Genomic DNA, 23,420 nt, shown 5'->3' on the forward strand with positions numbered 1-23,420 from the left:
TGGCTCTACGGTCCCTGCTGGTCCCTACCGGTCGGCAGCGACGCTTCGCATGACCGACTCGTGGTCGCGCTCGCCCGCCGGGGTCTGCGCACCGCGCTCCAGAGCCCCCGTCATGAGCCGGGCCGGCAGGTCCCCGCTCACCAGCGCCGCCCACGCGTCGTGTTCGGCGCGCAGACCGTCGGTCAGGTCCGCCGGAGGGACCAGCCGCTTGGCGGCGGCGATGAGCTCCGGGGAGAGCGCGGCGACCTTCTCCGCCACCCCGTCGACGAACGCGTCCAGCTCCGCCGCGGGCACCGCACGGTTGATCCACCCGTAGGCGGCCGCGGTGTCCGCGTCCACCAGGTCACCGGTGAGCAGCAGCTCCAGCGCGCGGTTGCGCCCGACCCGCTCGCCCAGGTACTGCGTTCCGCCGCCGCCCGGAACGATGCCCATCAGCACCTCGCTCTGGCCGAGTCCCGCGGTCTCCCGCGCGGCGAAGGTCATGTCGGCCGCCGCGACGAACTCGGCACCGCCGGCCCGGGCCTTGCCCGCCAGTTTCACGATCGTCACCTGGGGCTGGTGACGCAGCAGCTCGCCGACCCCCTGGAACAGATTGGCGTCCGGGTTGCGGTCCGCGATCTCCCGCAGTCCGTCCATCTCGTCGAGGATGTGGATGTCGACGTGCGCGATGAAGAACTCGGGGTTGGCGCTGGAGAACACGATGACGCGGACCGAGCGGTCGTCCCGCAGCGCCCCGAGGGCGTCGTGCAGTTCGCGGATCAAGGTCCCGCTGAGCACGTTGACCGGGGGATTGTCCAAGGTGATCCGCGCGACTCCGGCATCGATGCCGACACGGAGCGTCGTGTACTGGTCCAGGTGCATGAGTGTCCCCAGGTGTGCGGTGGGCTAGTAGGTTTGCAACGCATACCAACCCTGGGACCCGCGCCATGAACCGGTCAATAACGCACTTATGGACAACCAAGGATCATGATGGATACCCCTCCCTCGCCCCAGCCGCCCCAGCCGCCCCAGCCGTCTCAACCACCCCGCAGCACCCCGCGGTTCAGCGCGGAGTGCCCGAGCCGGCCCATCCTCGACCAGATCTCCGACAAGTGGTCGATGATGGTCCTGGCGGTCCTGGAGCAGCCGACGCGGTTCAACGAGATCAAGCGGCAGCTGGAGGGCATCACCCAGCGGGTACTGACCCAGACGCTGCGCCGGCTCGAACGCAACGGCATGATCCGGCGCCGGGTGCTCGAAACCTCCCCGCTGGGCGTGGAGTACTCCCTCACGCCCCTCGGTGAGTCGTTCCGCGGCCCCTTCACACGCCTGTACGAATGGACGGTCGAGCACAGCGACGAGGTCCTGTCGGCGCAGCACGCGTACGACGCGCGGTCATCGGGGCGGTAGTTCTCCGGGCGGAACGTCCCCGCACCCGCGCACGACGTACTGTCGGTCCATGAAAGGCACCGCACCGGAAGGCACCGCACCCCTCACCCCCTACGACCCCACGTCAGTGGCCCGCTGGGCCCCCGAGCCCGACAAACGCCCCGGCCGCACCGCCTTCCAGCGCGACCGCGCCCGCGTCCTGCACTCCTCCGCGCTGCGCCGCCTCGCCGGGAAGACGCAGGTCGTCACCCCCGGCGACCCCACCCCCGCCTGGGACGCCAGCCCCCGCACCCGTCTCACCCACTCCCTGGAATGCGCCCAGGTCGGCCGCGAACTCGGCGCCGCCCTCGGCTGCGACCCCGACCTCGTCGAGGCCGCCTGCCTCTCCCACGACCTGGGACATCCCCCCTTCGGCCACAACGGCGAATCCGCGCTGAACGAGTTCGCCGAGGACTGCGGCGGCTTCGAGGGCAACGCCCAGTCCCTGCGCCTGCTCACCCGCATCGAACCCAAGCGCTTCACCCCGGACGGCCCCGTCGGCCTCAACCTCACCCGCGCCACCCTCGACGCCGCCACCAAGTACCCCTGGTCCAGAGGCGCCCACCCCGCCGACCCGGCGTCACCCAAGTTCGGCGTCTACGACGACGACCGCCCCGTCTTCGACTGGGTCCGCGAAACCGCCCCCGCCCCCGGCCGCATCTGCTTCGAGGCCCAGGTCATGGACTGGTCCGACGATGTCGCCTACTCCGTGCACGACGTCGAGGACGGCCTGCACGCCGGCCACATCCACCCCGACTGCCTGCTCGCCGACCCCGAACGCCAGGCCGTCTTCGCCACCGCCCGCACCCGCTACGCACCCCCCGGCACCGACCCCGCCGAACTCGCCGCCGCCCTCGACCGCCTCCTCGCCCAGGAGTGGTGGCCGCACGGCTACGACGGCACCGCGCTCGCCCAGGCCCGCCTGAAGGACGCCACCAGCCAGCTCATCGGCCGCTTCTGCCTGGCCGCCGAGGCCGCCACCCGCGCGGCGTACGGCACCGGCCGCCTCACCCGCTACGCCGCCGAACTGGTCGTCCCCCGCGCCACCCGCCTGGAGTGCGCCGTCCTCAAGGCCGTCGCCGACCGGTACGTCATGCAGCGCGACGAACAGGAACGCCTCCGCGCCGACCAGCGGATCGTCGTCGCCGAACTGGCCGCCGCCCTCACCCGCCGGGCACCGGACGGCCTGGACCCCCAGTTCCGCGCCCTGTTCGACAAGGCCCCCGACGACCGCGCCCGCAAACGCGTGATCGTCGATCAGATCGCCTCCCTCACCGACGCCTCCGCCCGCTCCCTCCACGCCCGACTGAGCTGATCGGACCACCCCTCTTCCCGCGGCCCGCTCCGTGCGGGACGCTCGCATGTGGCGGAACGCTGACGAGGAGGCAAACAAGTGGTCGACGCTGATCAGACATTCGTCATCGTCGGAGGAGGGCTGGCCGGCGCCAAGGCGGCCGAGACGCTCCGCGCGGAGGGCTTCTCCGGCCGGGTGATCCTCATCTGTGACGAACGCGACCACCCCTACGAGCGCCCCCCGCTCTCCAAGGGCTACCTCCTCGGCAAGGAGGAACGCGACAGCGTCTTCGTGCACGAACCCGCCTGGTACGCCCGCAACGACATCGAGCTGCACCTCGGCCAGACCGTCGTCTCCGTCGACCGCGCCACCCGCACCGTGCACTACGGCGACGACGGCACCCGCGTCCGCTACGACAAGCTGCTCCTCGCCACCGGCGCCGAGCCGCGCCGCCTCGACGTCCCCGGCACCGGCCTGGCCGGCGTCCACCACCTGCGCCGCCTCGCCCACGCCGAACGCCTCAAGGGCGTCCTTGCCGCCCTCGGCCGGGACAACGGCCACCTGGTGATCGCCGGCGCCGGCTGGATCGGCCTGGAGGTCGCGGCGGCGGCCCGCGAGTACGGCGCCGAGGTCACCGTCGTGGAGCGCGCGCCGACCCCGCTGCACGGCGCCCTCGGCCCCGAGCTGGGCGCCGTCTTCGCCGAGCTGCACCAGGCGCACGGCGTCCGCTTCCGCTTCGGCGTGTCCCTGAACGAGATCGTCGGCCAGGACGGCGTGGTGCTGGCCGCCCGTACCGACGACGGCGAGGAGCACCCCGCGCACGACGTGCTCGCCGCGATCGGCGCCGCGCCGCGCGTCTCGCTGGCCCAGGCGGCCGGCCTGGAGATCGCCGGCCCGGCCGACGGCGGCGGCATCGTCGTCGACGAGGCCCTGCGCACCAGTGACCCCGACATCTACGCGGCGGGCGACGCGGCCTCCTTCCCGCACCCCGCCGGGACCCGCCGCCGCGTGGAGCACTGGGCCAACGCCCTGAACGGCGGCCCGGCCGCCGCCCGCTCCATGCTGGGCAAGGAGATCACCTACGACCGGGTGCCGTACTTCTTCTCCGACCAGTACGACCTGGGCATGGAGTACAGCGGATGGGCGCCGCCGGGGACGTACGACGAGGTGGTGATCCGGGGGGACGCCGGGAAGCGGGAGTTCATCGCGTTCTGGCTGAAGGACGGGCGGGTGCTGGCCGGGATGAACGTGAACGTGTGGGACGTCACAGAGGACGTCCAGCGGCTGATCCGCACCGGAACCCCGGTGGACGCGGACGCGCTGGCCGATCCGCGCGTCCCCCTCGGAAGCCTCGGCGCCTGAGTGCCGTACCGCCCCCGTAGAATTCACGCGTGGCTGGACGGATCAACGACGAGGACGTGAAGGCGGTACGGGACGCGGTCCCGATCGACGCCGTCGTGTCCGAGTACCTCCAGCTGCGCAACGCGGGCGGCGGCAACCTCAAGGGGCTGTGCCCGTTCCACGACGAGAAGTCCCCGTCCTTCCAGGTCAGCCCCAGCAAGGGACTGTTCCACTGCTTCGGCTGCCAGGAGGGCGGCGACACCATCACGTTCGTGATGAAGATCGACCACCTCACCTTCTCGGAGGCGGTCGAGCGGCTGGCCGGCCAGGCCGGCCTCACCCTGCGGTACGAGGAGGGCGGGTACAACCCCTCCCACCAGCGCGGCGAGCGCATCCGCCTGGTCGAGGCCCACAAGGTCGCCGCGCAGTGGTACGCCGAGCAGCTCGCGACCTCCCCCGAGGCCGACGCCGGCCGGGTCTTCCTCGCCGAGCGCGGCTTCGACCAGGCCGCCGCCGAGCACTTCGGCGTCGGCTACAGCCCGCAGGGCTGGGACCACCTCACCCGCTACCTGCGCGGCAAGGGCTTCAGCGACAAGGAACTGCTGCTGTCCGGCCTCGCCCAGGAGGGCCGCCGCGGCCCCATCGACCGCTTCCGCGGCCGGCTGATGTGGCCGATCCGCGACATCGGCGGCGAGGTCGTCGGCTTCGGCGCCCGCAAGCTCTACGAGGCGGACAACGGGCCGAAGTACCTCAACACCCCCGAAACCCCCATCTACCGCAAGTCCCAGGTCCTCTACGGCATCGACCTGGCCAAGAAGGACATCGCCAAGGCCTCCCGCGCGGTCGTCGTCGAGGGCTACACCGACGTCATGGCCTGCCACCTCGCCGGCGTGACGACCGCGATCGCGACCTGCGGCACGGCCTTCGGCACCGACCACATCAAGATCCTGCGCCGGCTGCTGATGGACAACGGCAGCGCCCGCGTGATCTTCACCTTCGACGGCGACGCCGCCGGGCAGAAGGCGGCCCTGCGTGCCTTCGAGGACGACCAGAAGTTCGCCGCCGAGACGTACATCGCCATCGCGCCGGACAACATGGACCCCTGCGACCTGCGGCTGGCCAAGGGCGACGAGGCCGTCGCCGACCTGGTCGAGCCGCGCACGCCGCTGTTCGAGTTCGCCCTGCGGCAGATCGTCTCCCGCTACGACCTGGACACCCCGGCCGGCCGCGCCGCCGCCCTGGACGAGGCGGCGCCCGTCGTCGCCCGCATCAAGAACAGCGGCGCCCAGCACGAGGTCGCCGTCCAGCTCGCCGGGATGCTCGGCATCCTCGACACCCAGTTCGTGGTCAAGCGCGTCGGCCAGCTCGCCCGCTGGGCCCGCGAGCGCGGCGGCGGCGGTGACCGGGGCCCCGCTCCCGGCGGCCCCCGGCAGCAGCAGTACGCCCCCGCCCCGGCCGCCCCCAGCGGCCCCTCCCTGACTCTCCGCAACCCCGTCTACGCCACCGAACGCGAACTCCTCAAGCTCGCCCTCCAGCGCCCCGAACTGGTCTCCCCGGCCTTCGACGCGTACGGCGTCGACGAGTTCACCGCCCCGCCCTACGCCGCCGTACGCCAGGCGATCCTGGACGCGGGCGGCGCCGAGCACGGGGTCGAGGACCCGCAGGAGTACCTGGTCAGGGTCCGGGAGGCGGCCCCCGACGACACCGTCCGCGCGATGGTCACGGAGCTCGCCGTCGAGGCGATCATGCGCCGCGCCGTCGACGACGTCTACGCCGGCGAGGTGCTGGTCCGGGTCCGCCGCCGCGCCGTCGAGCGCCGCATCCGCGACATCCACGCCACCTTCACCCGCCTGGGCAACGGCGGCGACCCCGCCCACCTGGCCACCGTGCAGAACGAGCTGTGGGTGCTGGAGAAGTACGACCGCGCCCTGCGCGACCACGGCGCCGCCGCCCTCTGATACCGCGCGGTCACGGACCGGACGCAAAAAGTCACCGCACGCCCCTCGTGGCGGAGTTGTGTCGTACCCCACACTGGTGCCGGTGCCTGAGTCCTCGGAGCGCGGCCGGTCCGTCCCCGACGGGTCCGGAGAACCCCGCGGTTCCGACCATCGCGTACGGGACGGACAGCGGCGAGGCCGCCGACTCCGTCCCCGAAGTACCGCTGCCGCACGGCCGGGCAGCGATCACCCTGGAGGTCGCACCCGTGCAGACCCAGACCCTCGCGCAGAGCGGCGCACAGACCCGCGCACAGGCCGGCGGCACCGCCGACGGCCCGGAACCGGAGGCCGCCGCGGACGTCCTCGCCGCGCTGCCCGGCCAGCACCGCGCCGCGCACCATCCGGAGGACCCGCCGCCCGCCGACGCCGTGGAACCGGCCGCCGAGCCCGCGGCGGGGACCGAGCCGGAACCCGTGGACGCGCCGCCCGCCCGGGCCGACACCACCGGCCCGTCCTCGGACCTGTTCCGCCAGTACCTCCGCGAGATCGGCCGCATCCCGCTGCTCACCGCGGCCGAGGAGGTCGAACTCGCCCGCCGCGTCGAGGCCGGCCTGTTCGCCGAGGAGAAGCTGAGTACCGCCACCGACCTGGACAGCCGCCTCGCCCACGACCTGGACCGGCTGGTCGTCATGGGCCGGATGGCCAAGCGCCGCCTCATCGAGGCCAACCTGCGCCTGGTCGTCTCCGTCGCCAAGCGGTACGTGGGACGCGGGCTGACCATGCTCGACCTCGTCCAGGAGGGCAACCTCGGCCTGATCCGGGCGGTCGAGAAGTTCGACTACGCCCGCGGCTACAAGTTCTCCACGTACGCCACCTGGTGGATCCGGCAGGCCATGTCCCGCGCCCTGGCCGACCAGGCCCGCACCATCCGCGTCCCCGTGCACGTCGTCGAGCTGATCAACCGGGTCGTCCGCGTCCAGCGCCGGATGCTCCAGGAGCGCGGCTACGAGCCGACCCCCGCCGAGGTCGCCGCCCACCTCGACCTGCTGCCCGAGCGGGTCAGCGAGGTGCTGCGGCTCGCCCAGGAGCCCGTCTCGCTGCACGCGCCGGTCGGCGAGGAGGACGACGTGGCCCTCGGTGACCTGATCGAGGACGGCGACGCCGCCAGTCCCGTCGAGTCGGCCGCGTTCCTGCTGCTGCGCGAGCACCTGGAGGCGGTGCTCTCCACCCTCGGCGAACGCGAACGCAAGGTCGTCCAGCTCCGCTACGGCCTCGCCGACGGCCGCCCCCGCACCCTGGAGGAGATCGGCCGCATCTTCGGCGTGACCAGGGAACGGATACGCCAGATCGAGTCCAAGACCCTCAACAAACTCCGCGACCACGCCTTCGCGGACCAACTGCGGGGTTACCTGGACTAGGGCCTGTCGTTTGGATCACGCCGCAGACGCGGGGTCTGGCACGCGCATCTGCGGCGTTGTCGTCACTCGCCGACTCCCCCACGCTCGGCTGCGCTCGCGCGGGGGGACCCCCATCGCGTCGACTCCCTCCTCCGCCTTGCAGCTGCACGCACCAGACCCCGCTCACCGGCATGGAGAAGTCCCGCCGGTGTCCTGCGTCCTGATCCAAACGACAGGCCCTAGTGAGACGGCGCCGATCGCAAGTTTGTTCTTGAGGTGGGTGGGACAGGAAAGCATCGTCCGCAAGCCAAGACAGAGTCGTCCCCGGCGAGGCGCTGATGTTCCTGATTCCTGAGCGAGTCCTGCGACCGAGCGCGCGGGTGAGACGTACCGCGGCGGCCCTGGCCCTCACGCTCACCACGGCCGCCACCCTGGTCTCGGGCACGACGGCCTCGGGCACGACAGTCTCAGGCAGCACAGTCTCAGGCACCACGGTCTCAGGCACGACCGCCGAGGCCACCGGCGACACCGCCACCCCCCAACGCTCCGCCGCCCGCGCCTGGTTCACCTCCTGGTCCAGCTCCCAGCACAACCTCGCCCCCACCACCCTCACCGACCAGACCGTCCGCATGGTCACCCACCTCAGCCAGGGAGGTGACGCCGTGCGCATCCGCGTCCAGAACACCTTCGGCACGACCCCCCTCACCGTCGACGCCGCCACCGCCGCGCTCACCGACGGCAAGAGCGCGGCGACCCAGGGACGCCCGCGCCCCGTCACCTTCGAGGGCCGGCGCCACGTGGTCGTCCCCGCGGGCGGCGAGGTGTGGAGCGACCCCACCCGGCTCGCGACCCGCGCTCAGAGCGACGTGGCGGTGTCGCTGTCCGTCTCCGGCACCGTCGTACCGGGCCGGCACGACACCGCCTTCCGCACCAACTACCTCACCGAGCCCGGCAGCGGCGACCACACCGCCGACACCGACGCCGCCGCCTACACCAGGACCACCGGGTCCACCTACCTCGTCACCGCCGTCGACGTCCACAACCCCCGCCTGAAGGGCACCGTCGTCGCCTACGGCAGCTCGGTGGTCGACGGCATCGGCTCCACCGACTGCGGAACGGGCTGCACGGAGCTGGGCACCAACCGGCGCTGGACGGACGACCTGGCCCGCAGGGTCATCACCGAACTGCCGCCCACCCGGCAGTTCGCCGTCGCCAACGCCGGCGTCAACGGCACCACCAGCGCGGCCGACTGCCCGAACCTGGGCGACGCCGTCCGCGGCCTGGACGCCGGAGCCCGGCTGGAACGGGACGTCCTGTCCCTGCACGGAGTCACCGCCGTCCTGTACTACTACGGCACCAACGACCTGCCCGCCGGATGCGACGCCGACCAGATCCTGGCCTCCTACCGCACCACGTTCCAGCGCCTGCACGACGCGGGGATCGAGGTGTACGTCACCCCGATCACCCCGCGCCCCGGCTACACCGACCAGCACAACCGGACCCGGCACACCGTCAACACCTTCGTCACCCGGTGGAACGACTGCGCCGGCACCTGCAACGGCATCCTCGCCTTCGACCAGGTCCTCAAGGACCCGGTGAAGCCGAACAGCATCAACCCGTCCTACGACACCGGCGACGGCGTCCACGCCAACATCGCCGGCCAGCAGGCCCTGGCCGACACCGTCTCCCTCCCCATGCTGGTGCCCTAGTCGACCTCCGCCACCGCCTGCGCGAACTGCGCCTGGTAGAGCCGCGCGTACGCCCCGCCGCCCGCGAGCAGCTCGTCGTGCGCGCCCTGCTCCACGATCGACCCGTTCTCCATGACGAGGATGGTGTCCGCGTCCCGGATGGTGGAGAGCCGGTGAGCGATGACGAACGAGGTCCGCCCGTGCGCCAGCTTGGCCATCGCCTTCTGGATCAGCACCTCGGTACGGGTGTCGACCGACGACGTCGCCTCGTCGAGGACCAGGATCACCGGGTCGGACAGGAACGCCCGCGCGATGGTGATGAGCTGCTTCTCACCGGCGCTGACCCCCGTGCCCTCGTCGTCGATCACGGTGTCGTAGCCGTCGGGCAGCGTCCGTACGAACCGGTCGGCGTGCGCGGCCCGCGCCGCCTCCTCGATCTCCCCGCGCGTCACCTCGCGCGCGGCCCCGTACGCGATGTTCTCCGCGATGGTGCCGCCGAACAGCCAGGTGTCCTGGAGCACCATCCCGATCCCGGCGCGCAGTTCGTCCCGTGACATCTTCGCGATGTCGACGCCGTCGAGGGTGATCCGCCCGCCGAACACCTCGTAGAACCGCATGAGGAGATTGACGAGCGTCGTCTTGCCGGCCCCGGTCGGGCCGACGATGGCGACCGTGTGCCCCGGTTCCACCGTCAGCGACAGGTCCTCGATCAGCGGCTTCTCCGGGTCGTACCGGAACGACACGTGTTCGAGCGCGACCCGCCCGCGCAGCTCGGCCGGCTTCTCCGCCGCCACCGGGTCGGCCGACTGCTCCTCCGCGTCCAGCAGCTCGAAGACCCGCTCGGCGGAGGCGACGCCCGACTGCACCAGGTTGGCCATCGACGCGACCTGCGTCAGCGGCATCGAGAACTGCCGGGAGTACTGGATGAACGCCTGTACGTCCCCGATGGACAGCGAGCCCGACGCCACCCGCAGTCCGCCGACCACGGCGACCAGCACGTAGTTCAGGTTGGACACGAACATCATCAGCGGCTGCATGACCCCGCTGTTGAACTGCGCCTTGAACCCGGCCTGGTACAGCGCCTCGTTCTGCTCGGCGAACCGCGCCGCCGACTCCTCCTGCCGCCCGAACACCTTCACCAGGGCGTGCCCGGTGTACATCTCCTCGATGTGCGCGTTCAGCTTGCCCGTGGTGCGCCACTGCTGCACGAAGTGCGGCTGCGACCGCTTGCCGACGCGGGTGGCCACCACGAACGACAGCGGTACGGTCACCAGCGCGACCAGCGCCAGGATCCAGGAGACCCAGAACATCATCGCGAGGACGCCGATGATGGTCAGCAGCGAGTTGATCAGCTGGCCCATCGACTGCTGGAGGGTCTGGCCGATGTTGTCGATGTCGTTGGTGGCGCGCGAGAGCACCTCGCCGCGCTGGCGCCGGTCGAAGTAGGACAGCGGCAGCCGGGACAGTTTCGTCTGCACGTCCTCGCGCAGCCGGAACATCGTCCGGTTGACCGCCCGGTTGACCAGCCGGGTCGCCACCGCCATCAGCAGCCCGGCGACCAGGAAGGTGCCGAGCGCGAGCAGCAGGACGTGCCCGACCGCCGTGAAGTCGATGCCCTCGCCCGGCGTGAAGTCGGTGGACCGCAGCATGTCGGCGACCTGGCCGTCACCGCGCTCCCGCATCGACTCCAGCACCTGCTCCTTGCCGGCCCCGGACGGCATCTCCCGCCCGATGATCCCGGCGAAGACCAGGTCGGTGGCGTTGCCGAGGATCTTCGGCCCGATCACATTGAGCCCGACGCTGACCACCACGCACAGCAGCAGCACACCGATCGTCAGCCGCTCCGGCCGGAACTGCCCGACCAGCCGTTTGCCCGACCCCTTGAAGTCCATGGAGTGCTGGTCGGGTCCGCCCCCGGCCATCATCCGCCCCGCCGGCCCGGCCATCAGGCAGCCTCCGCTTCCGTGAGCTGGGAGAGCACGATCTCCCGGTAGGTGTCGTTGTCCGCCATCAGCTCGTGGTGCCGTCCGGTGCCGACGACCCGGCCCTCGTCGAGGACGACGATCCGGTCGGCGTCCCGGATCGTCGAGACCCGCTGCGCGACGATGACGACGGTCGCCTCGGACGTCTCCCGGGCGAGCGCGGCACGCAGGGCGGCGTCGGTGGCGTAGTCGAGCGCGGAGAAGGAGTCGTCGAAGAGGTAGATCTCCGGCCGCTGCACGAGCGTCCGGGCGATGGCGAGCCGCTGCCGCTGCCCGCCCGACACGTTCGTGCCGCCCTGCGCGATGGGCGCGTCGAGCCCGCCCTCCAGCCGCTCCACGAACGGCTTCGCCTGCGCGACCTCCAGCGCGTGCCACAGCTCCTCGTCGGTGGCGTCCGGATTGCCGTACCGCAGGTTGGTCGCGACGGTGCCCGCGAACAGGTACGGCTTCTGCGGCACCAGCCCGACCGTCCTGGCTAGCACCTTCTGGTCGAGGGTCCGTACGTCCGTCCCGTCCACCAGCACCTCCCCCTCGGTGGCGTCGAACAGCCGGGGGACCAGCCCGAGCAGGGTGGACTTGCCGCTGCCGGTCGAGCCGATGACGGCGGTCGTCTCGCCCGGCCGGGCGACCAGCTCGACGTTCCTCAGCACCGGCTCCTCGGCACCCGGATAGCGGAAGCCCGCCCCCCGGATCTCCAGCAGTCCGTGCCGTCGCAGCTCGGTGACCGGCGCGAGCGGCGGCACCACACTGCTCTCGGTCTCCAGCACCTCCATGATCCGCTCGGCGCACACCTCCGCGCGCGGCACCATCATGAACATGAAGGTGGCCATCATCACGGACATCACGATCTGCATCAGATAGGCGAGGAACGCGGTCAGGTCGCCGATCTGCATCCCGCCGCTGTCGATCCGGTGCGCCCCGAACCAGACCACCGCGATCGACGACAGGTTCACCGTGGTCATGACCACCGGGAACATCAGCGCGAGCAGATTGCCGGCGCCGACCGCCACCTCGGTCAGCTCGCCGTTGGCCTTGCGGAACCGCTTCTCCTCGTACGCGTCCCGCACGAAGGCGCGGATGACCCGGTTGCCGGTGATCTGCTCCCGCAGCACCCGGTTCACGGTGTCCAGACGCACCTGCATGGCCCGGAACAGCGGCCGCAGCCGCCGTACGATCAGCGTCACGCAGACGCCCAGCACGGGCACCACCGCGACCAGCACCCCGGACAGCGGCACGTCCAGGCCGAGCGCCAGCACCACGCCGCCCACGCACATGATGGGCGCCGACACCATCAGCGTGAACGTCATCAGGGCCAGCATCTGGACCTGCTGCACGTCGTTGGTGGTCCGGGTGATCAGCGACGGCGCGCCGAAGTGGGCGACCTCCCGGGCGGAGAAGGACTGCACCCGGTCGAAGACGGCACCGCGCACGTCCCGCCCGAGCGCCGCGGCGGTCCGCGCGCCGTAGTACACGGCACCGATGTTGCAGACGACCTGCACCAGCGAGATGAGGATCATCAGGGCGCCGTAGCTCAGGATGTAGCCGGTGTCGCCGTTGACGACACCCTGGTCGATGATGTCGGCGTTCAGGGTCGGCAGGTAGAGGGTGGCGCAGGTCTGCAGGAACTGCAGTGCCACCAGCCAGGCGATGGGTTTCTTGTAGGGCCTGAGACAGGTCCGCAGCAGTCGTATGAGCACGCTCGGTCTCTCGGAGTCGGCGGTGGGGGCGAGTGGTTGCCCTTGGCCCCTATCGTCGAACACCCGACCCGCGTTACCTCAACCGATTAACCCAACAGGCCCCCTCGGGCGACGGCTCAGACGCGGAACGCGCCGGGGTGCGTCTGCTCCCGTACGGACACGTACTGCTGCCGTACCGCCTGACCCACCGCCAGTTCCTCGCCGGGGTCCAGCACCTGCGCGACCGCCCCCTGCCAGGCCGGGGGAGTGCGCGGGTCCAGCGTGCCCTGCGACACGCCCAGCGCCCAGGCCGCCTGCCGCGCCGCCCCGATCGCCGCGTAGTCCGCGGGCTGCGGTACGACCACCTGCACGCCGAACAGCGCGGGCGCCGCCGCCTGCACGGCCGGCAGCTCGGCGGCCGGCCCCAGCAGGAAGATCCGCCGCACCTCGACCCCCCGGCCGCGCAGCACGTCCAGCGCGTCGGCGAGCCCGCACAGCATCCCCTCGAACGCGGCCCGCGCCAGGTGCTCCGGCCGCATCGACTCCCGCCTCAGCCCCGCCAGGGTCCCCGCCGTGTGCGGCAGGTGCGGCGTCCGCTCACCCTCCAGGTAGGGCAGCAGCACCAGCCCGTGCGCCCCCGGCGTCGACTTCATCGCCAGCTCGGACAGGCTCTCCAGATCCGGCAGCCCGAGCAGCTCGGCGGCCCCGCGCAGGGTCCGTACGGCGTTCAGGGTGGTGACGACCGGCAGGTGCATGCCGGTCGCGTCGGCGAGCGCGGTGATCATCCCGGACTGGTCGACGAGCGGCTCGGAGTGCACGGCCATCACGGACCCGGACGCGCCCAGCGAGACGACGGCGTCCCCCAGCCCGATACCGAGCCCGAAGGCGGCGGCCTGGGTCTCGCCGGTCCCGGCGGAGATCAGCAGCCCCTCCGGCGTCGTACCCGCCGCGTCGGCCGGACCGATCACCTCCGGCAGCATCGCGTGGTGCCCGAGCGCCAGCTCGACGAGATCCGGCCGGTACCCCCCGCTCGCCGCCGACCAGTACCCGGTCCCGGACGCCCCGCCCCGGTCCGTCGTCCTCCGGACCGGCCGCCCCAGCAACTGCCACACCAGCCAGTCGTGGGACTGGAGCAGTACGGCGGTCCGCGCGGCGTTCTCCGGTTCGCTGCGGGCCAGCCAGCGCAGCTTGGTCACCGGCTGCGCGGCCTGCGGCACACTCCCCACGGCCTGCGCCCAGGCCTCCCGGCCGCCGAGCGCGTCGACCAGGTCGGCCCCGGCCACCTGCGCCCGCTTGTCGCCGCCGACCATCGCGGGCCGCACGGTGTTGCCCTGCGCGTCCAGCGGCACGACCGCGTTGGCCTGCGCCGACACGCCGATCGCCTGCACGCCCTCCAGCAGCCCGCCGCCGGCCGCCTCGCCCAGGGACAGCAGCCACGCCTGCGGGTCGACGTCGGAAGGACGGCCCCCACCCTCGGGACCGTCCACCGGATGCGGCGCGTACCCCTGCCTGAGTACGGCCCCCGTGTCCGAGTCACAGACGACGATACGAGTGAAATCGGGTGAACTGTCCAACCCGGCGACTATCCCCATGACCGAAATTCTGCCGTACCGCACGGGGTGGGCGTGCCGGGTGGGGCCCCTCAGGTGTTGCTGGTGCCCCAGTCGTCACCGGCCGAGCCGTTCGCGCTCCGCTCCCGCAGGGACTTCACCCGCTGGGCCACCGAGTCCGGCATCCGGTCCCCGACCTTGTCGCTGACCACGTGGTACGCCTTGTCCGCGAACTGGCGGCCCTGGAGCGCGGCCGACTCCGCGGTGTTGCGCACCGCCGGGTTCTGGGAGACCTGCCGAGCGGCCTTCTTCAACTGCTCGTAACGCTCCCGCCCCGCCTTCGTGCCCAGTACGTACCCCACGGCGAGTCCGACGACGAACGTGAGCCGGTAACGCATGACGGCCACCCTTCCTTTGCCTCTGTCTGCGATGCCGGGGAGGACCGATTGGCGGAGCACCCCCCTGCTTGCGCTAATGTATGTGTCGCAGCGAACGCGCGCCCCCTGGCGGATACCCAGGGAGCAACGTTCGATGCGACGAGGCGATCCTCGGTAGCTCAATTGGCAGAGCAGCCGGCTGTTAACCGGCAGGTTACTGGTTCGAGTCCAGTCCGGGGAGCTTCGATCTTCCGTAGCTCAATTGGCAGAGCAGCCGGCTGTTAACCGGCAGGTTACTGGTTCGAGTCCAGTCGGGAGAGCATGGTGAACGAGGACCCTTCGGGGTCCTTTTTCATGTCCGCCCGCAGTCTCCGGCCGCGTCCGGGAACCGCGCGGGCCGCCCCGGAGTCCTCAAGGTCAGAACGCCGCAGCGGGAAGCCGACCACCCGGAGCAGGAGATCGTATGAGCGGCTATGCTGCGGCAGACGGCGCGCACACGTGTACGCGACACGCCGCTATGGGGCGGTAGCTCAGCCGGTTAGAGCAGCGGACTCATAATCCGCCGGCCGTGGGTTCGAGTCCCACCCGCCCCACCGCGCGTCCCCAGGCAGAATCGTTCTGACCTGGGGAGACGTGTTTCCGGGGGTGATCGCCCCGACGTCCCGCCGGGTCGGGACGGACGTCAGAGCCGGCGCAGTCCGATCAGCACCCGTTCCATCAGCGCGTGGGTCGGGACGTCGCCGAAGTCGGTGGCCGCCTCGTGGACGACGATCAGCCCGCGGTCCGCCAGGTCGCCGAGGAGGACCTTGGCCACCCCCAGCGGTACCGCGACGAGCGCCGCCACCTCGGCGACCGACCGCGGTTCCCGGCACAGGTCGAGCACCGCGTGGTCCCACTGCGTGGCGGCGCCGGGGGCACCGGCCGGATCGGCGGTGGTGACCAGGGTCTCGACCTCGAAGTGGTGGTGCGACCTGGTCCGGCCGCCCGTCCACGCGTAGGCGCGGACGAACGAGGCCGGCGCCCCGGGCTCCCCGTCCCCGGCGTCCTCGGCGTCCCAGACGTCCCCGGCGTCCCAGACGTCCCAGACGTCCCCGGTGTCCCGGACGGACGGCTGGTGGTCCGTCCGGGACACCGGCCCGTACGGTTCGGGGGCGGGCGGCGGCGGGGCTTCGCCGCTGTCGTCGCGCGCCCTGTCCGGCGGCGTGTCACGCCGGCCGGAGGTCTTCCGCCTGCGCCGCCCGGTGCCGAGACTGAACGCGTTGAGCACGTCGGCGAAGGTCTGTTCGTCCTCCGCTTCCCGATCTCTTCCAGGGCCGGACGGGCCTCCACCGGTGCTCATCTTCTCCCCGTCCGGCTATCGGGCAGCAGTCTGCTGGAACTGCTGCAGCTCGGTGCGGAGTTCCGGAGTCAGCAGCTCGCCGACCTGATCGACGAGGACGGCCATCTCGTAGGCTATCTGGCCGATCTCGCAGTCCGGAGCCGCCAGGGCGACCAGGCAGGAGCCGTCCCGGATGGACATCATCAGCATGTTGCCATGCTCCATCTGGATCACCGTGCGCAGCGCGCTGCCGGTGTCCATGCAGTGAGCGGCGGCCTGGATCAGGCTGATGGCGCCCGCCGCGATGGTGGACAGCTGTTCGGCACGCTCGGGCGCCAGTTGGTCGGACGCGGTGAGCAGCAGGCCGTCGGCCGAGATCACGACGGCGTGCGCCACGTTGGGGACGCGCTCCGTGAAGTTGGTGACCAGCCATCCGAACTGGCTCACCTCCGAGGAATGGGGTGATGTCATGGGTTCTTCCTGCCCGTCGCCGATGGATTGTGCGTCTGGTCGGGCTGTGCCCGACGGATGCCCGACTGGTAGCTGCTGAGGAAGCTGTGGGCGCGGCTGGCGTTCCGGCTCGAGGCCGTCCCGTCCGCGGGGGCCGCCCGCTCGGTCCGGGCCGGAGCGGGCGGCGTACGCGGAACCCGCCTGGGCAACCCGGCCTGGGTGCTGTCGGCCGTCCGGCCGGGTTCCCGCGCACCGCCCCCGGCCGGGCGCCGGACGGCGAGCGCGGGCCTCTCCGCCGCGGCGCGCGGCGCCGGCGCGTCCGTGCTGCCGTCGGTGTCGCGGGCCGCCGTCGCCGATGCGGCGAGGGCGAACCACGGCGGGCCGGCGGTCTTGTGCGGCGCGTCCCGGTCGGGCGGGACGCGCCGTGGTGTGCCGGCGGTGGTCGTGGCGGTGCCGAACGGTTTCCGCGGGGGGTACGTCGCCGGGGCGGCGCCGTCCGGCCGGCCGCCGCGCGTCCGGGTCGGCAGCGTCGGCGGCGGGGCAGCGGGGTGTCCGGCCCCGGTGCCCGGCCGGCCCGTGCGGAACGGCGCCTGCGGCTGTGCCTGTACGTGCGCCGTGACCAGCCTGGCCGGTACCAGGACGCGGGCCCGCAGCCCCCTGGCTCCCGGCCGCGGGCTCAGGCTGACGGCGATGCCGTGCCGGCCGGCCAGACGGCCGACCACGGACAGTCCCAGCTGCCGGGAGGCGGGGGCGTCCGTGCCGGCGTCCGTCGCCACGCGCCGGTTGGCCCTGGCCAGGTCGCTCTCGCTCATCCCGATGCCCCCGTCCAGGATCTCGATCAGCAGCGCACCGTCGGGCTGCCGGGCGCCGCCGACGAGCACCTGGGTGTGCGGCGGGGAGAACGCGGTGGCGTTGTCGAGCAGCTCGGCGACGAGCCGCCCCAGGTCACCGGCCGCGTACCCGACCACCTCGACGGAAGGTCCGGGCTGAACGAGTACGCGCTGGTACTGCTCGATCTCGGAGACGGCACTCCTCAGCACGGCGTCCAGCGCGGCGCCCTGGGAGGAGCGCACCAGGGCGCTGCCGCACAGGACCATCATGTTCTCGTTGTTGCGCCGCATCCGCGTCGCCAGGTGATCGAGCGCGAAGAGGCTGGCCAGCTGCTCCGGGTCCTCCTCGTGCCGTTCCAGCTGTTCCATCATCAGCAGCAGCCGGTCCACCAGGCTCTGGCTGCGCCGGGAGAGGTTGACCAGGGAGTTCCTGAGGTCGCCGCGGAGCGCGGCCTGTTCCGCCGCCAGGCGTACGGCCTGGGAGTGCACCGTGTCGAAGGCCCTGGCGAGCTGACCGAACTCCTCCGTGGTGTGCACTGGCACGACGTCGGCCACGGCGTCCGCCGTCCGCCCCTCGCGCATGCTCTCGACCGCGGCGGGCAACCGGTGTTCCGCCACGTCGAGTGCCGTCGAGCGCAGGACGGCCAGCGACCGCAGCAGATGCCGGCCGATCCCCAGACCGATGGCCAGGGCGAGCAGGAGTACGGCGAAGAGGACGACGGACGCGACGCCCGCGCTGTCGCTCGTACGGTCGTGCAGTGCGGCCGACGAGGTGCGCAGCCTGTCGAGGAAGCCGTCCGACACCTCGTCGACGAGCGCTCCGGCGGCCTCCGAGTCGCTGTTCCAGCGGTCGACCGGCACGGGCAGCCACGTGGTGGCGTTCCGCTCGGCGCCCGACGCGGGGGACTCGGCCAGTACGTCGCTCACCACCTGCGCGCGCCGGGTGACGGCGGCGCCGGTGACCGTGTGCCGGTATGCGCTCAGCTCCGCGGGGGTGGCCAGGGCCCGGAAGTCACCGAGTTTGTCCCGCAGGCGTACGTCGGCCGCTCGCAGCGCCTCGACGAGTCGCGGGGTCATCGGACGGTCCCGGCCGGGGGCTTGGAGCAGAATCGCGTGCTGTACGTGGATCTGCTCCTCGACGGCCTCCAGGTCGTACAACGCCGTCGCCGACCTGGTGAGTTCCGGGGTGGCGAACTCGCCGGCGAGCGCCTGGTCCAGATCGAGCACTCCCTTGATGATCGCGCCGTAGCCGTCGAGCGCGGCCCAGGCACCGATGTCGCCGGACGCCACCCGCGAGCGCAGGGCGGGCAGGCGGTCCAGGAGGCCGGCGGCGTCCCGGTAACGGTGCGCCGCGACGCCCGTGAGGAGGGCGCCCCGCTTCCCGGTGCCGGTGACGGCGGCCAGGGCGCGGTCGACGCTGTGCCGCTGCCGGGGCAGACCGGCGTGGGCGCCCGCGGAGTGGCCGTCGGCGGTGTCGTCGGTGCTCAGCCGCTGGACGGACATCGTGCGTTCCATCTGCAGGGTGTTCAGCAGGGTCCGCAGGTCACCGCGCAGGGTGGCCAGGCGTCGCATGTCCGCGTAGGAGTTGGCGCGGGTGACGTCGTCGTGGATCTGGACGACGCCCAGACCGACGGCGAACAGGGCGGGTACGAGCAGCACCGCCGCCAGCTTCACCAGCAGCGGCCAGTTCCGCCACTGCACGAGGGCGGCCCACCGCGACGGCCGTACCGGACGGGTGGCCGCGTGCCTGGCCGCGGTCACGACAGGGGCTCCGCACTCGGCACGGCCGGCTCGCAGGTATCGGTCACGATGCTTTTTTCTCCCGGCTTTTCACCTGAGCATGACGGGGACGCCCGGCAGCACAGGGTGGTGCCGGAGGGACGGGCGACTTCTTCGCGGTCATCCCATGGTGTGCGAACCCGGGCGTGGGCGTATGTCCCCGGTACGCCCAAGGAAATCCATTGTCCCGTCTCCCCGTTCTCGGATGCGAAACGATCCCCGCACGCCGTGTGCCGACCTGTCAAGTGCTGAACTCCGCGCGAGTTTAGGGCAGTCGGGCGGACGGTAACAATGCGGCTCCCCGCCCCGGGTACCGGCGGACCGAGCCGTCACGCACATGTTCTCCACATTCGGGGGGCGGGCCGATGGCATCGTGCGGGTTCGGTGAATGCTGGGCAAAAATAAGATCAAGCCGCCTTCAGTTCGCGACCGCTGGCGGCTTTGAATGGTCGTGGGCTACGGTTCGGCTCCTTCCCACCGCTCACCGCAGGGGTGTCGTGCGCCCTCCTGCCCGCATCCACAGAAAGAGGAACGTGACCAGACCGGCAGGGGCGCCCGCCTTCGACGTGTCCGAGCGGCCTGCCGGACGGGACCTCGGCGATTCCCGGCACGACGGCGGGCCCGGTTACCCGGCGATCCAGCAGAGCGAGGAGTTCGTCCGGCTCCGCAGACGGCTGCGGCTGTTCGTCTTCCCGATGAGTGCTCTTTTCCTCTGCTGGTACATGACGTTCGCGCTGCTTTCCGCCTACGCCGGTGACTTCATGAGCCGCAAGGTCTCGGGCGAGATCAACATGGGTACCGTCATCGGTCTGCTGCAGTTCGTGTCCACGATCCTGATCGTCCTGGCGTACCGGCGTTACGCCCGGAAGAAACTCGACCCGGAAGTGGACAGGATTCACGAACTGGCGGGAGTCGACAAGGAATGAAACGGCAGCTCGCCGCCGAGGCCACCGGCAGTCCTCTGCTCAATCTGAGCGTGTTCCTGGTATTCGTCGTCATCACCCTGTTCGTCGTCTACAAGGTCACCACCAGAAACCAGACGGCGTCCGACTACTACGCCGCGGGCAGCGCCTTCACCGGCGCGCAGAACGGCATCGCGATGTCCGGCGACTTCCTCTCCGCGGCATCCTTCCTGGGAATCACCGGGGCGATCGCCGTCCATGGTTACGACGGGTTCCTCTACTCCGTGGGATGGCTCGTCGCCTGGCTGGTCGCCCTCCTGCTCATCGGTGAGGGGCTGCGCAACACCGGACGGTTCACCGTGGGCGACGTGATGGCCTTCCGCATGCGGCAGCGCCCGGTGCGGGCCGCGGCGGCCAACGCCAGCCTGGTGATCACGTTCTTCTACATGCTCGCCCAGATGGCCGGCGCCGGCGGGCTGATCGCCCTGCTGCTGGACGTGCACACCAGGGGCGGACGGGCGCTGCTCATCAGCGGCGCGGGGATCGTCATGCTCCTCTACGTGCTGGTGGGCGGGATGAAGGGCACGACCTGGGTGCAGATCATCAAAGCCGGCCTGCTGCTGGTGTGCGTGACCTTCATCGCCGTGTTCCTCATCGGCAAATTCGGATTCAGCTTCTCCGCGCTGCTGCAACAGGCGACGGAGAACAGTCCGTTGGGCGAGCGGCTGCTCGAACCGGGCAGCCTGTACGGCCAGAACGGGACGAGCAGAATCGAGTTCGTCTCGCTGGCCCTCGCCCTGGTCCTCGGTATCTCCAGCCTGCCGCACGTGCTGATGCGCCTCTACACCGTGCCGAACGCCAAGGAGGCGCGCAGGTCGGTGGTGTGGTGCACCTGGTCGATGTTCACGTTCTACCTGGGCATCCTGGTCGTCGGTTACGGCGCCACCGCCCTGGTCGGCACGGACGCGATCGTCCACGCCCCGGGCGGGGAGAACTCCGCGGCGCCGCTGCTCGCCTTCCGCATCGGCGGGGTCGTGCTCCTGGGAATCGTCTCGGCGGTGGCCTTCGCGACGATCCTGGCGGTCGTGGCCGGTCTGACGCTGGCCGCCTCTGCCTCGTTCGCCCACGACGTCTACGCCAACGTGATCCGGCGCGGCAAGGCCGATCCCCGGTCCGAGATCCGGGTGGCCCGGCTGACGGCGGTCGTGGTCGGTTTCCTGGCCATCGCCGGCGGCATCGTCGCCGACGGCCAGAACGTCGCCTTCCTCGTGTCGCTGGCCCTGGCCCTGGCGGCCTCCGCCAACCTGCCCACGATGCTGTACACGCTGTACTGGAAACGGTTCAACACCTCGGGGACGCTGTGGAGCATCTACGGCGGTCTCGTCTCCTGCCTCGTGCTCATCGTCTTCTCGCCGGCCGTCTCGGGCACCCCCACGTCGATCTTCGAGAGCGTCGACTTCCACTGGTTCCCGCTGACCAATCCCGGCATCGTGTCGATTCCGCTCTCGTTCCTGTGCGGATATCTCGGCACCGTCCTCAGCCGGCGCCCCGCCGACCCGGACAAGCACGCGGAGATGGAGGTCCGGGCGCTGACCGGAATCGGCGCCCGGCTGTAGCCGGTCGCGGCCTAAGCGGCGGGCACGGTGGCCGCGGGGCCGCGTGCCGCGGTGGTCAGGGGCGGCCGAGGGCGAGGGCCGTGATGCGGCGCCAGTCCAGGGGCGGGGGCGGCGGCTCGGCGCCCGGGCGGTCGCGGGGGACCAGGACGCGCAGGGCGCGGGGGCGGACGGTGCACACCACCGGGGTGGGCAGGGTCAGGGCCTCGCCGTCTACGGCCACCGGGATGCTCTCGGCGGTGTCGGTGGCGGTGACCTCGACCCGGCGGGAGGTGAGGACGGTCAGCGCCGGGGAGAGCGTGCCGCGTACGGCGAGGTCGGCCGCCTGGGCGGCGCCGTCCACGCGGATGCCCAGCACGCCGAGTTCGCCCCGGTCCAGGCGGGGCCTGCGCCCCACGTCGAGGGGGTCGGCCGTGGCGTAGGGGTTGTTGCTGACCAGCAGCGCCTGCTGTCCGTCGACCGGGCGGTCGTCGGCCCGGGCGTCGAGGCGTTCACCGGCACCGCCCGCCAGCAGGTCGGGCAGCGCGTCCAGGGCCGTACCGGCCTTGGCGTCGCGGTACTCGGGGCGCTGCACGATCTCCGCGTACACCCCGAACGACACCGTGTTGACGAACGCCCGGCCCGCCACGTCGCCCAGGTCCACCCGGAACTCCACGCCGTCGGTGAGGGCGTCCAGGCAGCGGGACGGGTCGTCGCGGTCCAGGCCGAGGTCCATGGCGAGGTGGTTGCGGGTGCCGGCGGATATCACCAGGAACGGCAGGTCGTGCTCGGCGGCGACCGCGGCGACCAGCGCCTGGGTGCCGTCCCCGCCGGCGACGCCGAGCAGGTCGGCGCCCTCGGCGACGGCGTTCCGGGCCAGTTCCGCGACGTCCGTGCGGGTGCCCGGGGTGAGCAGGACGACCCGGGCGCCGAGGGCCTCGGCGCGCTCGACGAGGCCGAACCGCTCGACCTTTCCGCCGCCCGAGGCCGGGTTCATGATGAGGACCGCCCGGCGGTGCGGGGGGTGCGGCCGGACCGCCGCCGGCGCCGGGTCCGGCCGGTGCTCCGCGCGCAGGGCGGCGCGGGCGCGGGTCAGGGCCAGGGCCCACAGCAGGACGGCGGCCAGTGCCGTGAACCACATGCCGCCGCTCAGGAAGAGGACGAGTACGGCCACCGGGGCCGCCAGGGCCAGCACCGCGCCGAGCACCCGCAGCGCCCCCCGGTGGGCCAGGAACCACCACGCGCCGACCGCGCACACCGCCAGCCCGGCCAGTGCGCCCAGGATGACCAGGGAACCGCCGTCGCCGAGCGACAGCAGGACGACGACGACCGCCGCCGCGGCCGCGAGCAGCGCGTGACGGGCCGACGACCGGGCCCGTGCCCGGTCCCGGGCCCCGCCCGACGGAACGACCTTGCTCACCTGCGCGCTCCCCACCCCACCGCACCGCACCGCACCGAGGCTCCGGGCTGCGGCCGGGAGCCGCAGGGCAGCCTACGGCCTCCGGGCGGGCACGCACGAGCGCCGGCCGTGGGGCGCCCGGTGCCGTCCGGCCGCGTGGGCGAGGGCGGGGGCCCGGTGCCGTCCGGCCGCTTGGGCTGGGGGAGCGGGCAGCGTGGTGTGGGCTGGGTGGTGCGGGCACGGGGGCGCGGGCTGCGGGCACGAGGCTGCGGGCACGAGGGCGCGGGCTGCGGGCACGAGGCTGCGGGCACGAGGGCGCGGGCTGCGTGGTGCGGGCACGGGTGCGGCAGCGCGGTACGGGCGTCAGGGCGGGTGTCGGCGCCGGTGCGGGCGCCCGTCGGGCCGTCCTGGTCGTGCGTCCGTGCGCGGGCCGGCGTACCCGCGCGCTGACGGGCCGTCACGGCCGGTCGGCGCGCGGCGGCCCGCCGTCGGTCCCGGGGC

General features: G+C 72.1%; 16 protein-coding genes, 3 tRNA genes and 1 pseudogene. 11 read left to right on the plus strand and 9 right to left on the minus strand.

Annotated features, from left to right (window positions below; genetic code table 11):
* Positions 1–24: 24 nt before the first annotated feature.
* Positions 25–861, minus strand: coding sequence for an enoyl-CoA hydratase/isomerase family protein (locus ACIQR3_RS21875; protein ID WP_403541314.1), 837 nt, complete (start codon positions 859–861; stop codon positions 25–27).
* Between the two features lie 108 nt (positions 862–969).
* On the opposite strand from ACIQR3_RS21875, the gene ACIQR3_RS21880 reads away from it, so the two are divergent.
* The 6 genes and pseudogenes from ACIQR3_RS21880 to ACIQR3_RS21905 all read left to right on the plus strand — a co-directional run bounded on the left by ACIQR3_RS21880 (position 970) and on the right by ACIQR3_RS21905 (position 9,085).
* Positions 970–1,389, plus strand: a complete 420-nt coding sequence (locus tag ACIQR3_RS21880; protein WP_403541544.1) for a winged helix-turn-helix transcriptional regulator — start codon at positions 970–972, stop codon at positions 1,387–1,389.
* Between the two features lie 49 nt (positions 1,390–1,438).
* Positions 1,439–2,722 carry a deoxyguanosinetriphosphate triphosphohydrolase gene (locus tag ACIQR3_RS21885; protein ID WP_403541317.1) on the plus strand — a complete coding sequence of 428 codons (1,284 nt, stop codon included), beginning with the start codon at positions 1,439–1,441 and terminating at the stop codon, positions 2,720–2,722.
* Between the two features lie 78 nt (positions 2,723–2,800).
* Positions 2,801–4,063, plus strand: coding sequence for an NAD(P)/FAD-dependent oxidoreductase (locus ACIQR3_RS21890; protein ID WP_403541319.1), 1,263 nt, complete (start codon positions 2,801–2,803; stop codon positions 4,061–4,063).
* A 29-nt stretch (positions 4,064–4,092) separates the two neighbouring features.
* A complete protein-coding gene (dnaG, locus tag ACIQR3_RS21895) occupies positions 4,093–6,000 on the plus strand; it encodes a DNA primase (RefSeq protein ID WP_403541322.1) in 1,908 nt (635 codons plus the stop codon).
* Positions 6,001–6,082: 82 nt separating this feature from the next.
* A pseudogene (locus ACIQR3_RS21900) lies at positions 6,083–7,397 on the plus strand (RNA polymerase sigma factor).
* Positions 7,398–7,756: 359 nt separating this feature from the next.
* Positions 7,757–9,085 (plus strand): SGNH/GDSL hydrolase family protein, encoded by a 1,329-nt coding sequence (locus ACIQR3_RS21905; protein ID WP_403541324.1) that lies wholly within the window; start codon positions 7,757–7,759, stop codon positions 9,083–9,085.
* Here the strand turns inward: ACIQR3_RS21905 and ACIQR3_RS21910 are convergent.
* From ACIQR3_RS21910 to ACIQR3_RS21925, 4 genes are all read right to left on the minus strand, one after another.
* Entirely contained in the window at positions 9,082–11,010 is a 1,929-nt protein-coding gene (locus ACIQR3_RS21910; RefSeq protein ID WP_403541327.1) for an ABC transporter ATP-binding protein, read from the minus strand. The genes ACIQR3_RS21905 and ACIQR3_RS21910 overlap by 4 nt on opposite strands.
* Positions 11,010–12,743 (minus strand): ABC transporter ATP-binding protein, encoded by a 1,734-nt coding sequence (locus ACIQR3_RS21915; RefSeq protein ID WP_403541330.1) that lies wholly within the window; start codon positions 12,741–12,743, stop codon positions 11,010–11,012. The genes ACIQR3_RS21910 and ACIQR3_RS21915 overlap by 1 nt, the downstream gene beginning before the upstream one ends.
* A gap of 116 nt (positions 12,744–12,859) precedes the next feature.
* Positions 12,860–14,314, minus strand: coding sequence for an FGGY-family carbohydrate kinase (locus ACIQR3_RS21920; protein ID WP_403541333.1), 1,455 nt, complete (start codon positions 14,312–14,314; stop codon positions 12,860–12,862).
* Between the two features lie 50 nt (positions 14,315–14,364).
* The gene (locus tag ACIQR3_RS21925; RefSeq protein WP_403541335.1) at positions 14,365–14,670 is read right to left on the minus strand and encodes a YtxH domain-containing protein; all 306 of its coding nucleotides are present in this window, start codon (positions 14,668–14,670) and stop codon (positions 14,365–14,367) included.
* Between the two features lie 147 nt (positions 14,671–14,817).
* On the opposite strand from ACIQR3_RS21925, the gene ACIQR3_RS21930 reads away from it, so the two are divergent.
* The 3 genes from ACIQR3_RS21930 (at position 14,818) to ACIQR3_RS21940 (ending at position 15,242) form a co-directional block, all read left to right on the plus strand.
* A tRNA-Asn gene (locus ACIQR3_RS21930) sits at positions 14,818–14,890 on the plus strand.
* Positions 14,891–14,896: 6 nt separating this feature from the next.
* Positions 14,897–14,969 (plus strand) — tRNA-Asn (locus ACIQR3_RS21935).
* Between the two features lie 199 nt (positions 14,970–15,168).
* Positions 15,169–15,242, plus strand: a tRNA-Ile gene (locus ACIQR3_RS21940).
* An 89-nt stretch (positions 15,243–15,331) separates the two neighbouring features.
* On the opposite strand, the gene ACIQR3_RS21945 is transcribed toward ACIQR3_RS21940, so the two are convergent.
* Genes ACIQR3_RS21945 through ACIQR3_RS21955 form a run of 3 tightly spaced genes read right to left on the minus strand, consistent with a single transcriptional unit; the run spans position 15,332 to position 19,008 of the window.
* Positions 15,332–15,988: a DUF742 domain-containing protein gene (locus ACIQR3_RS21945; RefSeq protein WP_403541338.1), complete on the minus strand. Its 657-nt coding sequence runs from the start codon at positions 15,986–15,988 to the stop codon at positions 15,332–15,334.
* Between the two features lie 15 nt (positions 15,989–16,003).
* Positions 16,004–16,438, minus strand: a complete 435-nt coding sequence (locus ACIQR3_RS21950; protein WP_403541341.1) for a roadblock/LC7 domain-containing protein — start codon at positions 16,436–16,438, stop codon at positions 16,004–16,006.
* The gene (locus ACIQR3_RS21955; RefSeq protein ID WP_403541343.1) at positions 16,435–19,008 is read right to left on the minus strand and encodes a nitrate- and nitrite sensing domain-containing protein; all 2,574 of its coding nucleotides are present in this window, start codon (positions 19,006–19,008) and stop codon (positions 16,435–16,437) included. Before ACIQR3_RS21955 ends, ACIQR3_RS21950 begins: the two co-directional genes overlap by 4 nt.
* A gap of 551 nt (positions 19,009–19,559) precedes the next feature.
* On the opposite strand from ACIQR3_RS21955, the gene ACIQR3_RS21960 reads away from it, so the two are divergent.
* Together ACIQR3_RS21960 and ACIQR3_RS21965 are read left to right on the plus strand one after the other, a co-directional pair.
* Entirely contained in the window at positions 19,560–19,952 is a 393-nt protein-coding gene (locus ACIQR3_RS21960) for a DUF485 domain-containing protein (protein ID WP_403541345.1), read from the plus strand.
* Complete coding sequence (locus ACIQR3_RS21965) at positions 19,949–21,544, plus strand: cation acetate symporter (RefSeq protein ID WP_403541348.1); 1,596 nt, start codon at positions 19,949–19,951, stop codon at positions 21,542–21,544. The genes ACIQR3_RS21960 and ACIQR3_RS21965 overlap by 4 nt, the downstream gene beginning before the upstream one ends.
* Positions 21,545–21,599: 55 nt before the next feature.
* On the opposite strand, the gene ACIQR3_RS21970 is transcribed toward ACIQR3_RS21965, so the two are convergent.
* Complete coding sequence (locus ACIQR3_RS21970; RefSeq protein WP_403541350.1) at positions 21,600–22,940, minus strand: diacylglycerol/lipid kinase family protein; 1,341 nt, start codon at positions 22,938–22,940, stop codon at positions 21,600–21,602.
* Positions 22,941–23,420: the final 480 nt, after the last annotated feature.

The organism is Streptomyces sp. NPDC090994 (genome assembly GCF_044768905.1).
Lineage (GTDB): Bacteria > Actinomycetota > Actinomycetes > Streptomycetales > Streptomycetaceae > Streptomyces.

Bases quoted from the DNA above. Each gene is read 5' to 3' on its own strand.
- ACIQR3_RS21945 (WP_403541338.1), bottom strand. From the start codon at position 15,988: ATGAGCACCGGTGGAGGCCCGTCCGGCCCTGGAAGAGATCGGGAAGCG.
- ACIQR3_RS21965 (WP_403541348.1), top strand. From the start codon at position 19,949: ATGAAACGGCAGCTCGCCGCCGAGGCCACCGGCAGTCCTCTGCTCAAT.
- ACIQR3_RS21910 (WP_403541327.1), bottom strand. From the start codon at position 11,010: ATGGCCGGGCCGGCGGGGCGGATGATGGCCGGGGGCGGACCCGACCAG.
- ACIQR3_RS21950 (WP_403541341.1), bottom strand. From the start codon at position 16,438: ATGACATCACCCCATTCCTCGGAGGTGAGCCAGTTCGGATGGCTGGTC.
- ACIQR3_RS21885 (WP_403541317.1), top strand. From the start codon at position 1,439: ATGAAAGGCACCGCACCGGAAGGCACCGCACCCCTCACCCCCTACGAC.
- ACIQR3_RS21880 (WP_403541544.1), top strand. From the start codon at position 970: ATGGATACCCCTCCCTCGCCCCAGCCGCCCCAGCCGCCCCAGCCGTCT.
- ACIQR3_RS21925 (WP_403541335.1), bottom strand. From the start codon at position 14,670: ATGCGTTACCGGCTCACGTTCGTCGTCGGACTCGCCGTGGGGTACGTA.
- ACIQR3_RS21920 (WP_403541333.1), bottom strand. From the start codon at position 14,314: ATGGGGATAGTCGCCGGGTTGGACAGTTCACCCGATTTCACTCGTATC.
- ACIQR3_RS21875 (WP_403541314.1), bottom strand. From the start codon at position 861: ATGCACCTGGACCAGTACACGACGCTCCGTGTCGGCATCGATGCCGGA.